Annotated in this window: 12 protein-coding genes; 9 read left to right on the top strand and 3 right to left on the bottom strand. The window is 39.0% G+C overall.

Going from position 1 to position 15,715, the window contains the following annotated elements; translation table 11 throughout:
* Positions 1-126: 126 nt before the first annotated feature.
* From ACKWCF_RS01920 to ACKWCF_RS01945, 6 genes are all read left to right on the top strand, one after another.
* Complete coding sequence (locus ACKWCF_RS01920) at positions 127-1,203, top strand: serine hydrolase domain-containing protein (RefSeq protein WP_409479004.1); 1,077 nt, start codon at positions 127-129, stop codon at positions 1,201-1,203.
* Positions 1,203-1,505, top strand: a complete 303-nt coding sequence (locus tag ACKWCF_RS01925) for a hypothetical protein (protein WP_409479005.1) — start codon at positions 1,203-1,205, stop codon at positions 1,503-1,505. The genes ACKWCF_RS01920 and ACKWCF_RS01925 overlap by 1 nt, the downstream gene beginning before the upstream one ends.
* 60 nt (positions 1,506-1,565) lie before the next feature.
* Positions 1,566-2,168 carry a type 1 glutamine amidotransferase domain-containing protein gene (locus tag ACKWCF_RS01930; RefSeq protein WP_409479006.1) on the top strand — a complete coding sequence of 201 codons (603 nt, stop codon included), beginning with the start codon at positions 1,566-1,568 and terminating at the stop codon, positions 2,166-2,168.
* A gap of 80 nt (positions 2,169-2,248) precedes the next feature.
* Positions 2,249-8,056, top strand: coding sequence for an alpha-2-macroglobulin family protein (locus ACKWCF_RS01935; protein ID WP_409479007.1), 5,808 nt, complete (start codon positions 2,249-2,251; stop codon positions 8,054-8,056).
* On the top strand, positions 8,043-10,286 hold the full coding sequence (locus tag ACKWCF_RS01940; RefSeq protein WP_409479008.1) for a penicillin-binding protein 1C: 2,244 nt from the start codon (positions 8,043-8,045) through the stop codon (positions 10,284-10,286). Before ACKWCF_RS01935 ends, ACKWCF_RS01940 begins: the two co-directional genes overlap by 14 nt.
* A 10-nt stretch (positions 10,287-10,296) precedes the next feature.
* On the top strand, positions 10,297-11,391 hold the full coding sequence (locus ACKWCF_RS01945; RefSeq protein WP_409479009.1) for an AI-2E family transporter: 1,095 nt from the start codon (positions 10,297-10,299) through the stop codon (positions 11,389-11,391).
* Here the strand turns inward: ACKWCF_RS01945 and ACKWCF_RS01950 are convergent.
* A complete protein-coding gene (locus ACKWCF_RS01950) occupies positions 11,303-12,208 on the bottom strand; it encodes a DMT family transporter (RefSeq protein WP_409479010.1) in 906 nt (301 codons plus the stop codon). The two genes, ACKWCF_RS01945 and ACKWCF_RS01950, sit on opposite strands and share 89 nt — an antisense overlap.
* A 13-nt stretch (positions 12,209-12,221) precedes the next feature.
* Positions 12,222-12,650, bottom strand: coding sequence for a glycine cleavage system protein H (locus tag ACKWCF_RS01955; protein WP_409479011.1), 429 nt, complete (start codon positions 12,648-12,650; stop codon positions 12,222-12,224).
* A 197-nt stretch (positions 12,651-12,847) separates the two neighbouring features.
* Here ACKWCF_RS01955 and ACKWCF_RS01960 point away from each other — a divergent pair, with 197 nt between their 5' ends.
* From ACKWCF_RS01960 to ACKWCF_RS01970, 3 genes are read left to right on the top strand one after another with little or no spacing between them, the layout of a single operon-like run.
* Entirely contained in the window at positions 12,848-13,450 is a 603-nt protein-coding gene (locus ACKWCF_RS01960) for a gamma-glutamylcyclotransferase (RefSeq protein WP_409479012.1), read from the top strand.
* 28 nt (positions 13,451-13,478) lie between these two features.
* Positions 13,479-13,958 carry a tRNA (cytidine(34)-2'-O)-methyltransferase gene (locus ACKWCF_RS01965; RefSeq protein ID WP_409479013.1) on the top strand — a complete coding sequence of 160 codons (480 nt, stop codon included), beginning with the start codon at positions 13,479-13,481 and terminating at the stop codon, positions 13,956-13,958.
* Positions 13,955-14,818, top strand: coding sequence for an alpha/beta hydrolase family esterase (locus ACKWCF_RS01970; RefSeq protein WP_409479014.1), 864 nt, complete (start codon positions 13,955-13,957; stop codon positions 14,816-14,818). Before ACKWCF_RS01965 ends, ACKWCF_RS01970 begins: the two co-directional genes overlap by 4 nt.
* Before the next feature lie 2 nt (positions 14,819-14,820).
* Here ACKWCF_RS01970 and ACKWCF_RS01975 read toward each other — a convergent pair whose 3' ends face one another.
* A complete protein-coding gene (locus tag ACKWCF_RS01975; RefSeq protein WP_409479015.1) occupies positions 14,821-15,681 on the bottom strand; it encodes a hypothetical protein in 861 nt (286 codons plus the stop codon).
* Between the last annotated feature and the right edge of the window lie 34 nt (positions 15,682-15,715).

Here is a 15,715-nt window from a genome sequence, read left to right on the forward strand (position 1 = left end):
CTTCGATGTCAGAGGTGATGAAATCGTTTTTTCCAATAAAAAATACGGGGCATTTTAACCCTTTTTTAACAACTTTTTTATGAAGCTAGTGACAAGTGCATTTTTGTGTCGTTAGCTGGTTTTACTATGAAAAATAAGATCGTTTTATTTGTAGTGTCTTTATTCGCAGTTTCTGCTCTGGCAGAACCAACCACAACATCTTTACAGCAAATGGAGCAAATCGCTTTCGCTCCGAAAACTGAGACAGATTCATTGTTATTGTATGCTGACAAAGAACTTTTGTTTGAGCGTTACAACAACGGCTACACCGCTGATAACAAGCATGTGGCGTGGTCAGCTTCAAAAAGTATGTCGAGTGCCATCGTAGGGGCTTTAGTTTATGCGAAGCAAATGAATATTCAGCGTTCGATCTGTGATTATATGCCCGAGGCGAAAAACTTTAACCACTGCGATTTACGCACAACAGATTTTTTAAGCTGGTCATCAGGTTTAATCTGGAATGAATTGTACGAAGATCCCAGTGGCGACCGTGAACAATCCTCGGTAGGACAACTTCTTTACGGCGATGGTATCGCGAACACTTCAAATTTTATTATTGCACACCCTTCAAAAACGCCGGGTAAAAATGAATGGAACTATTCAACCGGAGATTCAACTTTTGTGATGGCTTTAGCCAGAGCAGCGGTTCCGGTTGTAGAAGAGCAAATATTTCCGTGGAAGTACCTCTTTGATCCGTTAGGAATAGATGTGACGTTCGGTCAAGACCAAGCCGGAAACTTCGGTGGTGGATCTTCAATGTATATTCGCCCACGTGATTTCGCAAAAATCGGTGAACTTTATATCGCGCGTGGAATGTGGAATGGAAAAAGAATTTTTTCTGAAGCCTGGGTTGATTATACGAATCAGCGCCCTGAAGCTTTTGATTTAGCTCTTTATGGCAATGAAGTTTTATATTCAAAACGCAGCTGGTGGACGTTAAATCCAAAAATCGCTCAAGCCAGAAGAATTCCTGATACGTTAATTGCTAACGGCCATTGGGGGCAGTACCTAGTGATTGTGCCGTCTTTGAAGATGGTGTTAGTGCGTATGGGTAATAACCAAGATCCGACTTCAAACTTTGAACTTGTTGATGTGATTGAAAAAGCGGTGCGTGCCGTTGAAGAACACCAACAAAAAGAACATCCAGCTGAGGGAGTTAAATAATGAAAATATTTTTAACGACATTACTTTTTACTTTATCGGCTCAGGCTTTTAACGTGACTCCGTATAAAACACCGCTAGCCTTTTTAGCGACCCGTTACCGCGCTTTTCACACATGCAACTGTTTGTATGTCATGAAAATGAATCAAGACTACTGCACAAACTACAGTAAGGTTGAACCACAAATTTTTACCATTAATATTGATGCTGCTAATAAATCTGTTTCGTCAGGCATTATGGGAATGGATTTCAAACCTTCTGTGGCTAAATTTGTAAGTGATCGAGTAGGTTGTACAATTCAATAGATATGCCTTCGGCATAATTTTTGCGACTTCCGTGTGAGTAATTTGCATGAAGGAGGTCTTATGCATCCCATTAAAGGCAAAAAAATTGCTATCCTTGCAACAGATGGCGTCGAATATTCTGAATTGACTAAACCCAAAGAAATTTTAGAAGACTACGAAGCTATCGTCGATATCGTTTCGTTAAAACAGGGAACCATTCGCACCTGGAAAGATAAAGATTGGAACGATGAAATCATGGTGGATGTGACAGTCCCTCATGCACAAGCGGAAGAATATGATGCTTTAGTTCTTCCTGGCGGAGTTATAAACCCAGACATTTTACGTATGAGCGAAGCGGCCGTTCATTTTGTCAGTCAGTTCGTTGACAGCGGAAAACCCATCGGCGCTATTTGCCATGGCCCATGGACATTAGTTGAAACCAATATTTTAGAAGGCCGAGTTGTGACATCGTGGCCGTCGCTAAAAACCGATCTGATCAACGCCGGAGCTAAATGGGTTGATCAAGAGGTTGTGGCCGATCAAGGTTTGGTGACGAGTCGAAAACCAGCAGACATTCCGGCATTTTGTAAAAAGCTGATGGAAGAAATTGCAGAAGGCCCACATCGCCGAACGATTGGTGTACCGACGGATAAAGCTGAACATTTACATCGTTCACCCCACTAGACAAAAGGACTGTGGCTAGACCTGACTTCGGACTAGGTGTACTGATACCAGAAACGCTAAAGATGTAATTAAATAAGAGAATGAAAAAAATCATCCACGCTCTTAGTCAGTTCTTCGCGCAAATTTTTGGAAATATTCAGTACACAAAACCTAGTTGGTTACAAAAAATTTCTAACAAATTAAATATAAATCCGGAGCGCACTAAAAAAGTGTTTATCAGTTTAGGCGCTTTAGCTGCGGTTGTTGTGGGAGGCTTGTGGGCTAAAAATTACTACGACAATTTACCACAGCCTGATGCGGTGACTGTTAAAGTTGGAAAAATTTATCAATACGATTTTGAAAAACCAGAAGCACGCGCGTTGTATTTAACTTTTAGTAAATCAGCGGCGTCAGTCGATGCGATCGGAAAACCTTTAGCTGAAGGCATTAAATTAAAACCAGAAATCAAAGGCCAGTGGGTTTGGGTTTCAGATAAAGAATTAAAATTTACACCGATCATGGAAAAAGGCAAAAGCGATTGGCCGATTGGTGAAAAGTTTGAAGGCCGAATTTCAAAAAAAATCTTAGGGCCAAATATCATTCTTAAAGATTACGATTTTAAATTTGAAGTTGAACCTCTTAAGGCTTACAGCATTAGTTCTGGCTTTCACCAAGATCCACGTTTTGCAGATAATAAAAAAGTGATCGCGACCTTTCATTTTAATTATCCGATCGATCCTGAATCAGTTAAAAAACGTTTAACCTTAATGGAAAAAGCTGACGGCGGGTTAGAGAAAAAATCAAACTTAGAATTTTCTGTTTCTTTTGATGAGTTAAAAGCTAATATGTATGTGCAGTCGGCGAATTTAAAAATCGGCGATAACAACATGACTTACCGTTACGTGGTGGATCGTGGTTTTACCACACCATTAGGTGGCGAAGCTGTTGATGCGGCAGATGCAGTTATTAAAGTTCCCTCGCTTTACGATTATTTTAAAATCACAAACGCCTCAATCGTTATTGCACGTAATGAAAAATTTGAATCAGAACAGATTTTACGTTTTGAAAACATTGCTGAAATTGCCTCTGAAGAATTATTTAAATCCATCGAAGTGTATGAATTGCCATTGCAATTAGATCCAGCTGAAAAGAAAAAACAGCCGTACCCTTGGGCCAGCGTTTCTGAAGTGACAGACGCCGAGCTTAAACGCTCTAAAAAACTAGAATTAACAACGATTCCGTCAGAACAACTGGTCTCGCTTGAACACTCTTACAAATTCACTTCAACACCAGGCCGTGGTTTATACGTAAAGATCCCGCGTAACACGACATCTTTTGGTGGTTTTAAATTAAAAGATGATTTTGAAAAAGTGATTACGGTTCCGCAATACCCATCTGATTTGCAAATTATGGGTAAAGGTTCGTTATTGCCATTAACGGGTAGTAAGCAGCTTTCTTTAGTTTCACGTAATTTAAATAAAATAACGTATCAAGTGCATCAAATTCGCCCTGAACATGTGAATCATTTAATTCCATCTTTAGTGTATGAATTTACGAAACCTGACATTTACGATATCCGTCCAGATCGCATTGCAGAACGCTTTACTGGAGACATTCCGTTAATTAATAAAAACCCACAGAAAACTCAGTTTAGTTCGATTGATTTAGGAACATTTTTATCAGCGGGTAAAAAAGGTTTGTTCTTAGTTTCAGTGCAGTCAAAAGATTCAACGGCTTACGTAGACGACCGCCGTTTTGTGATTTTATCTGATCTGGGATTGATCGTTAAAAAAACAGTGGCCGGAAGTTATGAAGTGTTTGTACAAAACGTAAGTACGGGCCAATCCGTAGCCGGTGCTAAAGTCAGTGTGCTCGGACAAAACGGTTTAAATGTTTTAAGTGTAGATACTAATGCTCAAGGGTATGCTGAATTTCCAAATTTAAAAGATTTTAATTACGATAAAGAACCGATCGCTTTTACAGCCGTACAAGGTGAAAGTATTTCGTTTGTTCCGTTTAATTCGTATTCACGTGAGTTAGATTTAACTTCATTTGATATCGGTGGAGCGCGTGATTCATCAGAATCCGACCAGTTAAATGCTTACATGTTCTCAGACCGAGGTATTTACCGCCCAGGCGAAAAAGCCGATTTCGGTATTATCGTGCGTTCTAAAAACTGGGGAAAAGTTTTTTCACAAATTCCGGTAGATATTTCGATTATTAACCCCACAGGCCAAGAAGTGTTTAAGCAAACAATTAAAGTAAGCTCAAACTCGATTGAAAATGTGACATTTAAAACAGAAGACTACTTTGAAACCGGAAGCTACAGCATTTATGCTTATATTAAACAGCCGGATAAATCACAGGTGATGATCGGAAGTACGCCGTTTCAAGTTGAAGAATTTCAACCCGATCAAATTAAAGTGCGCACAACATTATCGCAAACAGAACTTGAGGGTTGGGTTAAACCTAAAGACTTAAAGCTAAACTTAACAGCTTTTAACCTTTATGGAAAACCAGCCTCAGATAGAACGGCCCGTTCAAAAGTTCGCATTAAAGCCACTGATGTGTATTTTAAAAAGTGGAAAGATTATTACTTTAATGTTCCAAAACCTACACAGATTGAAATTAATGATTCGCTTTCCGATGTAAAAACCAATGAAAACGGTGAAGCTGAATGGAAATTAAGTTTTGACCAGTTAGAAAGATCTTTATACCGCTTATATGTTGATTCAGAAGTTTTTGAAACTGAAGGTGGAAAAAGCGTTAAATCTCAATTAAGCCAGTTAATTTCTGAGCAAGATTATTTATTAGGATATCGTTCTGATTTATTAGATTTGTCTTTCATTAAAAAAGATAGCCAAGCCACAATCGAATTATTAACTGTCGATTCAAAATTAGATCCAATGGCGGTAAGCGATATTCAAGTTGAATTGGTCGAGAAAAAACCAACATCAGTTCTTATGAAATTGCCGAATGAAACCTATGCGTACCAAACAGTTTACAAACAAACGGTTTTAAAAACGTATAAAGTTTCAACGACAGCAAAACCAACGAAGTTCAAATTAGAAACAAACCAAGTTGGTGAATATATTTTAGTGTTTAAAGACGCGCAAAAAACCGAGTTAAACCGTTTAGCTTTTAATATTGTAGGCACTGCTGATATCGAACGCGGCTTAGAAAAATCTTCGATCTTAAAACTTGGTCTTAATAAAAAAGATTATAAACAAAACGAAGAAATCGAAGTGCAGATTAAATCACCGTATGTAGGTGCTGGTTTAATCACGATTGAGCGCGACAAAGTTTATGCGCGTAAATGGTTTAAAACAAATTCAAAAAGTACGGTTGAGAAAATTCAGATTCCGGCAGGATTAGAAGGCCAAGCGTATATCGTCGTCACTATGCTTCGTGATGCCCAATCTGAAGAGATTTATACTTCTCCGTTAGCTTATGGGGCGGCGACTTTTGCCATTGATCTTGAAGCCCGCAGATCTAAAATTGAAATCGCCGCACCAGATGTGGTGAAGCCAGGCGAAACATTAAACTTTAAAGTTAAAGCGGATCAAAACACCAAAGCAGCCGTTTACTTGGTGGACGAAGGTATTTTACAAGTAGCAAATTACAAATTACCTCAGCCCTTAAATTACTTCTTTCAGAAAAAAGCCTTACAGGTAAACACCTACCAAATTTTAGATTTAGTGATGCCTGATTTTAATTCGATTATGCCAAAAGCCGCCGGCGGTGACGAAGGGGCTAGTTTAGGCCGAAGTTTAAATCCATTTAAACGTAAAAATCTACCACCTGTGGCTCAGTGGATGGGTGTTGTTGAATTAAATGATAAGTGGTCAAACTTTCAATATAAAGTGCCAGATCATTTCAACGGAAACTTAAAAGTGATGGTGGTCACAGCCGATGATAAAAAGCTGGGCTCAGATAGCTTAGATGTGAACGTGCGTGGGGATTTTATTATTAATGCCACAGCCACAACATTCACAGCTCCGAACGATGAGTTTGAAGTAAACTTAATTGTTGCGAACCAACTTAAAGGTAGCGGGCCTGACGCTCAGGTTGAAGTGGGTGTAACCAGCGGTGAAGGCTTTACCATTGTGGATAAAGGTGTAGAAAAAATCGCAATTCCTGAAAACAAAGAAAAAAGTTTTAATATCCGCGCCAAAGCGACTGAAAAACTTGGTTCATACCCCATCACGGTCACTGCAGGCATTGGTGCTAAAAAAGCCAAAGTCGAAATTCAAGTTTCAAACCGTCCGGCGATTCCGTACCAACAAAAAATCGAATGGATGATCGTACAAGATAAACCGGTAGAGTTAGCGATCACGGATGATAAAAAACCAGAGTTTAGAAAAAACTTTGTGCAGCTGCACACTTCGATTAACGATTTAGTAAAACCTTTTTCTTCGTTTTATGAATTAAATGACTTTTTATGTTCTGAGCAGATTGCCAGCCAGTTAACGGCTTTAGTGCAAAAAAGTGATAAGACAAAAGAAGATACGCAAAAAATTAACAAGCTAGTTGCATTACTACGTGCCCGTCAGCAGACAACCGGGGCTTTTTCGCTTTACCCGAATGAAACACAAGCCAGCTGGGATGTGTCGTTACACCTAGGAATGATCTTTTTATATATGCAGGAAAAAGGCGAACCTATTCCTGAAGATATGTGGAAGCGTTATTTAACAAGTTTAAAAACAGATTATAACCAAACACAGTCTAAGATGGATTTATTCCGTAAAACAAAAGCGATTTATCTTCTGGTGCGTTCGCAATATATTCCTAAAGAAGATCTTAAGAATATGGCGACATTATTAAAAGATAAAGCGGCTAAAAAAGATTTCTCGCCGACAGCAGCTCAGTACTTAGCAGCCAGTTATAAAATGGCGATGCAAGATGATTTAAGCCAAAAAGCTTTAGCCCTGGTTAAAGATAACAAAGACGTGACGTTAGAAAATACATATATCTTTCCTCAGTCAGAGCTGTTCGAAAATTTCGCCGTCGCGATTAAACACTTTCCAGATAAAGCCAACGATGTCTTTACCTCAAAAGCTTTTTTTAACGTGATTGAATTTGCTAACCGTGGCCAAATGAATACATATTCGGCAAGTTATCTATTAATGAGCTTAGATACCTTAATGAAATCAGGATCAGCCGCTGCAAACATCGAAAAAATAAAATTCACAGCAATTGATGGCAGCGATAAAAAATCTGACATTAAATCACAGAAAAAGATCGATCTTTTAGAAGGTTATAAAAAATTAGTGATCGAAAATGCAGGAAGCCCAGTTTTATTAACTTACGTAAATGGTGGATTTAATAAAGATGAAACCATGAAACAAAGTTACCAAGGCTTGGAAATTTCACGCAGCTTTGAAACAGCCGATGGTAAACCAGTGACTGAAACAGCGATTGGTGAAGAAATAGTTGTTAAAATCAGAGCCCGCGCTTCACGTGATGATATGTCATCAGTGGTGATTATGGATTTATTACCAGCCGGTTTTGAAGTGGTGATGGATTCAGTTCGCAAAGCTTCAGCAGTACCAGAAGACGATGGCACTGGTGGCGAAGCGCCAATGTATCAAGATGAAAGCAATGGCGAAGGTGAGGGTGATTACGAAGGTGAAGGCGGCGAAGGCGCGTCTTTCTGGCCAATAAAATTATTGGTACATAAAGCTTACGCGCAAACTTCGTCGGTTATGCCAATGTTCACGCAGCTTGTCGATGTCAGAGAAGATCGTGTGAATATCTACGCGCAGATCGGTAAAGACATGGTTGAATACACTTATAAAATTAAAGCTGTTTCAAAAGGGCGCTTTAAAGTACCGGGTATTTACGCTAAAGGTTTATACCGCACTGATTTAGTGGGCCAAGGTGCATCGGGGCAGATTGAAGTTAAATAAAAAGATTTCTTTTTTAATCTTAGGAGCTGTGATCGGGTTAACCGTATCTCTGCCTTATTTTTTTTCTGGTCAATTGTTGGCTGAAAAAACTTGGTCGCAGCAATTTTACGATCGTAACGGTAAATTGCTGCGCCTGACTTTATCGGGCGATGAAAAATATCGTTTTTTCACTGACTATAAAGAAATAAACCCTAAGCTTGTTGAAGCCTTTTTAAATAAAGAAGATCAGTTTTTCTATTATCATCCGGGTTTTAACCCATTAGCTTTAAGTCGCGCTGCCTATAAAACTTATTTAACTCAAGGTCGCAAGCAAGGCGCTTCAACAATTACCATGCAAGTAGTGCGTCTTTTATACCCTGAAACGACAAAATCTATTTCCGGAAAATTTGTTCAGATTCTTCAGGCTTTAAAACTAGAAACTTTGTACCGCAAAGAGGAAATTCTATTAGCCTATTTAAACTGGGCCCCCTTTGGCTCAAACTTAGAAGGCGTGGGAGCCGCGTGCTTTTTTTATTTTAATAAAAGCTGTGAAAAATTAACGAGTGAGCAAATTGAATTTTTAGTACAGATCCCGCAGAACCCACAAAAATTTACAAAGTTGGCTTCAGAGAAAAAGCAAAACTTAAGTTTTCGTGTTCCGCATTTTATCGAATACTTAAAACAGCGGGGAATTGAATCAAAGGCTGTTAAAACAACGCTTGATCTTAATTTACAAGAGACTATCGAAAAGTTGGCAGGGTCTTACTTTCAATCTATTGAACGACACGGTATTAAAAACTATTCATTAGTGGTTGTTGATACCACCAGAAATGAAATTATCACTTATATCGGTTCGCGTGATTATTTTAATTCTGAAATCAAAGGCCAGATTGACGCGAATCGTTCGCTTAAACCACCAGGTTCTACACTTAAACCTTTTATTTATGCTTTAGCTTTACAACAGGGTTTGATTCACGAAAAGACTTTGCTTAAAGATACACGCATGACATTTTCAGGGCTAAATCCAGAAAATTTTGACGAACAATTTTTAGGGCCGATGAGCAGTGGTCAGGCGTTGATTCTAAGTCGTAATTTGCCATCGGTAGATTTGGCCCGCAAATTAGCAAACCCAAGCTTTTACGATTTTATGAAAGATAAAAGCGCTTTAAAATTTAAAGATGAAAAATTCTACGGCCTATCACTTCCACTGGGCGGCGTAGAAATGAGCATGCTTGATCTTATGAAGCTTTATGCATCGCTGGCGCATTTAGGTAAGTATTCAGATTTAAATGTGACTTTAGAAAAACAAAAATCTTTGTACCAGCAAATTTTAACGCCTGAATCAGTGTATATCGTGCTTCAGATGTTAAAGAAAAACCCGCGCACTGAAAGTTTAACCTTTCAAGATTTAACAAAAACCGCTATGCCGCTGGCCTGGAAAACGGGAACTTCAAAGTCCTACAAAGACGCTTGGACAATGGGGCTTGTCGGTAATTATGCGGTAGGGATTTGGCTGGGCGATAATGACCGCGAAATGAATCCGGCGTTAATCGGTCGAAACGTGGCGGCACCATTGTATTTTCAGGTCTATGACTATCTTAGAAATAAACCACAGTATTTAAAAGGCCACGAAAATCCAGTGTGGGATTCGCGGGTGGGTTTAAATGTCAAAAATGTGCATATCTGCAGTGTTTCAAAAAAATTAGTAACTGAAAACTGCGGTCATAGAACAGAAGAGGCGTTATTTATTCCCTCAGTTTCACCGATTGAAACATGTCGCATTCATCGTAAAGTTTATATTGATCCGGCAACACAGAAAATGTCGTGTAAACCAGATGTTTTAAATCATACACAGAGTAAAGTGATGGAAGTGTGGCCTGATGATTTATTAGCGGTGTATAAAGAGGCGGGGTTAAAAAAAGTAACTTTATCTGAGAAGAAATTTTCATGTGACGACAGCTTAAGCCGCATAGGACAAATCAATATCACCAGTCCCCAAGAAAATATCGAATACATGATTCAGACGCAGCAGGGGCGCTTAAAAAAACCGAAAATTCAGTTACGCGCAATTTCAGAATCAGACAGTCAATACTTAGATTGGTTTGTAAATAAGAATTATGTAGGCCGTTCTTACAAAAATGACCCTTTATTCTTTGAAACCGACGTGCCAGGTCGTTATTCTGTATCGGTCAGCGACAATTTAGGTCGTTCACAAAGCAGTTATTTTAATGTTAAAGTGATAAGCCAATAGCGAGGTCCACATGAACGATAGAGAAGTCATTTTTAAGTATGCCATTTTAAGTGTCGTTTATATTGCATTTTTATTTTTATTTTGGCCGTTTAAAACATCGTTATTATTAGCTTCGTTATTTGCTTTATCGATGACGCCGCTTTTAAACAAATGGCTTAAAAAAACTAAAAAAGAAAAACTTCTGATTTTCTTAATGGTCTCGGGCTTGATTCTAATTATTATTGCGCCATTAACCCTAATTATAACCAAAGGTATTTTAAATATAGCTCAGCTTCAGCAAGAAACGATTGCGCAAATGCCGGTTTATAAAAATGTTGAAGAAACGCTAACCAAAGTTTGGCATTTTTTATCAGATATATCGATGCGTTTTAATTTTGATTTACGCGAAGACTTCGATGTTCAATCTCTTCTTCCACGTGTTTTATCAGTGGTGATTCCATGGTTAACTGCGCTGGTAACAAATTTTCCAGAATTTTTGTTACAGCTTTTTATCTTTGTGACGAGTTTGTATTTTTTCTTATTAAAACGCCGCGAATTTTTAGAATGGTTTAAGGATCGTCGTCTTTTATCGGACGATTCATTACATAAGCTGGTCGATCTTTTACAACGAGTTTGTTATACCGTTGTATTTTCAACTTTAGTCGTAGCTGCCGTACAGGCCACAATCATTACCGTTGCTGCGTCAATTGCAGGTTTTGGTAATCTTGTGATGATCTTTATTTTGACATTCTTTATGGCGTTTGTACCGGTGGTGGGTTCAGTTCCAGTATCAGGAGCTTTGGCGTTATTTAGCTTTTTACAAGGTGAAGCTGGTGACGGAGCTATTATGCTAGTTGGTTTAGGCATTGCGGGTAGTATTGATAATATCATCAGGGCCTATATTTTGACGTCAGATGAAGAATCACTGCACCCTCTTGTTTCGTTAGTGGCTTTAATCGGAGCTTTGGCCATGTTCGGAATTCCGGGATTATTCTTAGGGCCGATCGTGACTGAATTAGCTTTCGCAATCGGTAAAATTATGAACGGAAATTCTTTGGCCGACCAAGTGGCAGCCGCTGAAGCAGAGGCTGAGGAACACGAGTCAAAGCCACAACATTCCCCATAATACAAAATAAAGATCCTAAAGCTAAGAACATAGTCCAACTTAAGTCTTCCATAAAAGTTGAAACAACTAAGGCGATCACAGGTGAAGCAATACTTGTGAACGCCGCTTTAGCTGGGCCAATGTTTTCAATAAGTTTAAAGTACGCCCAGAACGAAATCACCGTTCCGAAAATTGAAAGATAGAAAAACGAAATCACAAAAGGTTGGGTCACTTCGATATGCAGTGATTTACCCATAATCAAACAAGCTAACAAAGAAAAGCCCGAACCATAAAGCATCGCCCATGAATTATTGGCTGATGTGGGAACATGATCTTTTTTATTTAAATAAGAAACTAAATTTCCAGCCGAAGCTGACATCGTTGAAAATAGGCCGATTAAAAATCCCCATAATGAACTGGGGTGAAGACTGATATTTTGATATTCGTTAAAAGAAATAAACACCATTCCGAGTAAACTTAAAAGTCCGCCCCAAACGACTTTCTTTTCGAACGGAATATTTAAAAACAATCTTGCGCCAAACATGTTGAAAAAAATCAGCGAGGTAAAAGCTAAAGCAATTAAAGCTGATGTGGCCATTGAAGTAGCCCAGTAAGTTAAAAGATAATTGATGCAAAAGATAAATAAGCCCTGAGAGGCAAATCTGAAATGCTGAGTGCGTGAAAATTTAAACAGAGAAATTTTTGTAGCAAGGCAAATGACAAACATCACAAGACTTGAAAAAAGAAAACGGTAAAAAACGGCCGCGGTGCCATCAACATAAGGAAGTTGATATTTAATCGCTATCCAGGTAATTCCCCAGATGATGGCACAGGTCAAAAAGTAGACGGTGTTAGTCCTCATCTTTGTCAGAGTCTTCGTCTTCATCCTCGTCATCGTAATCGTCGTCGTCTTCATCATCTTCGTCGTCGTCGTAATCTTCGTCTTCTTCTTCATCGTCGATTTCGCCGGCAACTTCAACGCGGACTAACCAACCTTCTTCGTATGGATCTTCCATAAGAACAGCTGGATCATCTACAACTTGTGAATTTACTTCGATAATTGTTCCATCAAATGGTGATACGATATCAATTGTTCCGTCGTCTGATTCAACAGATCCAAAAGCAGTGTCAGCTTCAACTTTTTCTTGTTCTGGTGGTAAATCAATCGTGTTGATTTCTGTGATGTCTTCTAAGCCATCTTCATTAATACCGATGGTGATAATGCCATCTTCTTCTGAATACCAAAGGTTGTGATTAAAGTTCTTAATTTTTCCAGCCATATTTTTCCCTATTAATGCTTAAGATAAATTCATTTTAACTATTTTTTTCACAGGGTCAAATTTTGGCGAATTTTGGCAAAAAGATAAAAATTTTCGTAACGCAAATTTTAAAAATTGCTTTTGCTCAATTGTGTCTGTTACAACACACCCACTTTCGAACGAATTACGATTTGCAGTCACTAGTCAGAGGGGGATGAATGACGACAATGCGTTTTTTTATGATCGGTTCTTGGACCGAAGGCATGTTCCATTTCCAAAAGTTGATGCCTTTTATCGTGTCTTACGAGCCTGCAACGATCCAAGCAACAGCTTATCGTTTACCTATTGGGTTTCCGATAATCACAGAGGATAAAACAGCTACAATTCACGGTCAGTTCATTGAATTAAAAGCCGATAGCACGCTATTAGCTTTAATGGACACTTTACACGGTGTAAAAGCCGTAGAACCCGCTAAGGGCTTGCATTACAGAACACAAGCGACTGTAACGAAAGCTTCGGGGCAGACTGACACAGCTGAAGTGTATTTTTATAATCCTAAAAAACTGACAGCAAAAGCAGCAGTTATTGCCGATGGTCTTTGGAAGCAGTCTTTAGAGACGCAGCAACCATTGCCAATGCAATTAACTGAAAAGCAGAAAACCTATGTGCTTAAATTAGGTGCTGTTAAGGGCCGTGATATCGTACCTATTAATGACTTAGCTCTTTACCGCGAATTAATGAAATTAGAATTAATCGTGGATAAAGGCCGCCGTCTGGCGCTGAGCTCTTTAGGTAAAGATGTCTACAACCACCTTGTTTAGTTAAGCATAGCTTAATAAGCTAGTAGAGATGGACCACTTAAAACCAATCGACCCGTTATTTAGAATTGTTATTGTTGAACCGGAAATTCCACAAAATACCGGTAACATCGGTCGCACCTGTGTAGGTGCGACTTGCGAATTACATCTGATTAAACCGATGAGTTTTGAAATCACTGACACACAAGTTAAACGCGCGGGTCTTGATTATTGGCCACACCTTTCTTGGAAAATTCATGAAAGTTTCAATGACTGGTATAACTCAGTCGAAGATAAGAGCCGCATTTTTTACATCGAAAACAAAGTCGAGCAAACAATCTATGATGCCAAATTTCAAAAAGGGGATTGGTTAGTTTTCGGAAAAGAGACAAAAGGTTTGGACCCGGATTTGCTTATGGCTAATCTAGATCGTGCCTACATGATACCACAAACAGGCCCTGTCAGAAGTTTAAATCTGGCAACTGCTGTGGCCATCACGATCTATGAAGGGTTTAGACAGGTCAATTTGTGAAAAAGCTAATTTTAATTTTATTAACATTAACAACAGTTAACATCGCTCACGCTAAAAAGAAATCTCCGGTAGCAAAACGCCCGCTAGTGCTTTGGCTCCATGGTTGTTTACAAACGCCAGAACAATTTATTTCGATGTCACGTATCGAAGAAATCACGGGCGAAGTTAATCCTGTGATCTTGGCTCCAGAACAAAGTATTTTTGCCAATCCGGTAAAATGCTGGAACTGGTTTTTACCTTCACTTCAAGATGACTCAGAATTTATGGCTTCAGTCGTTGGTCAAATTCAGGATTTAATTTCTCAAGGTATTGTCGACAAAGAACGAATTTATGTCGGTGGTTTTTCTGCCGGTTCGGTTTTATCGACTCACTTTGCCGTATGTTATCCTGATGTCTTTAAAGGTGCACTTCTTCACTCAGGAGCTCCGTACAAATTTGTACAGAACTTATTTACTTTAGGTAACGAAGACGACTTAGCGCAAGCCGCTTACGACTGTGGTGATCACAATCAAGAAACTAAATTAAATAATGTGATTATTTTTTCAGGTACACACGATCCGGTTTCAAAAGCACGCGATAATGAATTAGTTTTAAAACAGGTGTTGGGTTTTTACGATTTATTAGACGATCAAGAATTAAATGATTCAGCTGTCGAAGAAATCACTGTATCCACAACAGATCGCCCGCAAGATAAAATCACAGACTTTAAAATGTACACCGGGGCGCATGTGCGTTTTGTTTCTATTCATAAAATGCGCCATCAATACAGCGGTGGCGCTGAAAATACCATAGCCACTTCGCCAGATACGTTGTCAGCGACGCAGGCTTTTCTTGAGTGGACTTCGAATTTTACGAAATAAAATTAGTAATGAAGCTCGCCGCCCCAGAATTTTATGATGCGACGATTTTCAGGCATAGCATAACGGGCCCAGATCGGGTCCGCATACGATTTGATTCCTTTAATTTGTACTTCACAGTTTTGCGCTCGGAACTGCGCCGGACAGTTCATTAAATGCAAAGTTAATACGTATCTGTAATTAGAAATTGTCCATTTAATACGAGTGCGTTCAGTTTTAATAATAATCGCCGGAGAAAATGCGGGAATAGTGCCTTTCGGAGTTTTAACGGCTTGAGCATTTACGACAACATCACCAAGGCCTGCGTGTGAAAAGTATAACGAAGGGTTGCGCACCATAAAACCGCCATCAAAACGTTTGACACCTGGCACTTTGCGATCGGTTTTTCCGCGCGCCATTAAGTGAAACACTTCGCCAACAGGCTCAAAATTCTTATCAAGTTTAACGACATTAAATTCTAGCACTTCAATGTATTCAGCTTGCACGCCCGAAAAATCTTTTTTAGCACCAAAATCAGTGTCGTTTGATCGGTACATTTGAATAATACGTAAGAATTCGCCCTTGCGCAGAGTAATGGTTTTGTCAGAGCTAAAACCTTCATCGCGGTTATAGATAATGCGCGTATTTCTTTCGAAATCGACTTGTTGGTCTTCAGTTAAAAGTAAAATATCGCGTGGACGAAGCTCTTGGTAAGTGGCTTCTTTCATGTAGATGTTCAGCTTTTGTGGCGACATGTGCACAAGCTGTGTTGGTAAAATTGATCTTTTAAGAACTTCTTGGGCGCGCTGAATTTGGTATTTGGTGGCATTGCCCCAGGCACTAATTGAACCTACCAAAATTAACAAACTGGCTACTAACGTCTTCATTCTAGGTCTGTCTGTAGCTAGGATTATGCCTAAG

The sequence above is a fragment of the Pseudobdellovibrio sp. HCB154 genome, assembly GCF_046267985.1.
Lineage (GTDB): Bacteria > Bdellovibrionota > Bdellovibrionia > Bdellovibrionales > Bdellovibrionaceae > Pseudobdellovibrio.

Coding starts and splice junctions, on each gene's coding strand:
- ACKWCF_RS01930 (WP_409479006.1), top strand. CDS start 1,566: ATGCATCCCATTAAAGGCAAAAAAATTGCTATCCTTGCAACAGATGGC.
- ACKWCF_RS01965 (WP_409479013.1), top strand. CDS start 13,479: ATGGACCACTTAAAACCAATCGACCCGTTATTTAGAATTGTTATTGTT.
- ACKWCF_RS01925 (WP_409479005.1), top strand. CDS start 1,203: ATGAAAATATTTTTAACGACATTACTTTTTACTTTATCGGCTCAGGCT.
- ACKWCF_RS01935 (WP_409479007.1), top strand. CDS start 2,249: ATGAAAAAAATCATCCACGCTCTTAGTCAGTTCTTCGCGCAAATTTTT.
- ACKWCF_RS01955 (WP_409479011.1), bottom strand. CDS start 12,650: ATGGCTGGAAAAATTAAGAACTTTAATCACAACCTTTGGTATTCAGAA.
- ACKWCF_RS01960 (WP_409479012.1), top strand. CDS start 12,848: ATGACGACAATGCGTTTTTTTATGATCGGTTCTTGGACCGAAGGCATG.
- ACKWCF_RS01920 (WP_409479004.1), top strand. CDS start 127: ATGAAAAATAAGATCGTTTTATTTGTAGTGTCTTTATTCGCAGTTTCT.
- ACKWCF_RS01945 (WP_409479009.1), top strand. CDS start 10,297: ATGAACGATAGAGAAGTCATTTTTAAGTATGCCATTTTAAGTGTCGTT.
- ACKWCF_RS01975 (WP_409479015.1), bottom strand. CDS start 15,681: ATGAAGACGTTAGTAGCCAGTTTGTTAATTTTGGTAGGTTCAATTAGT.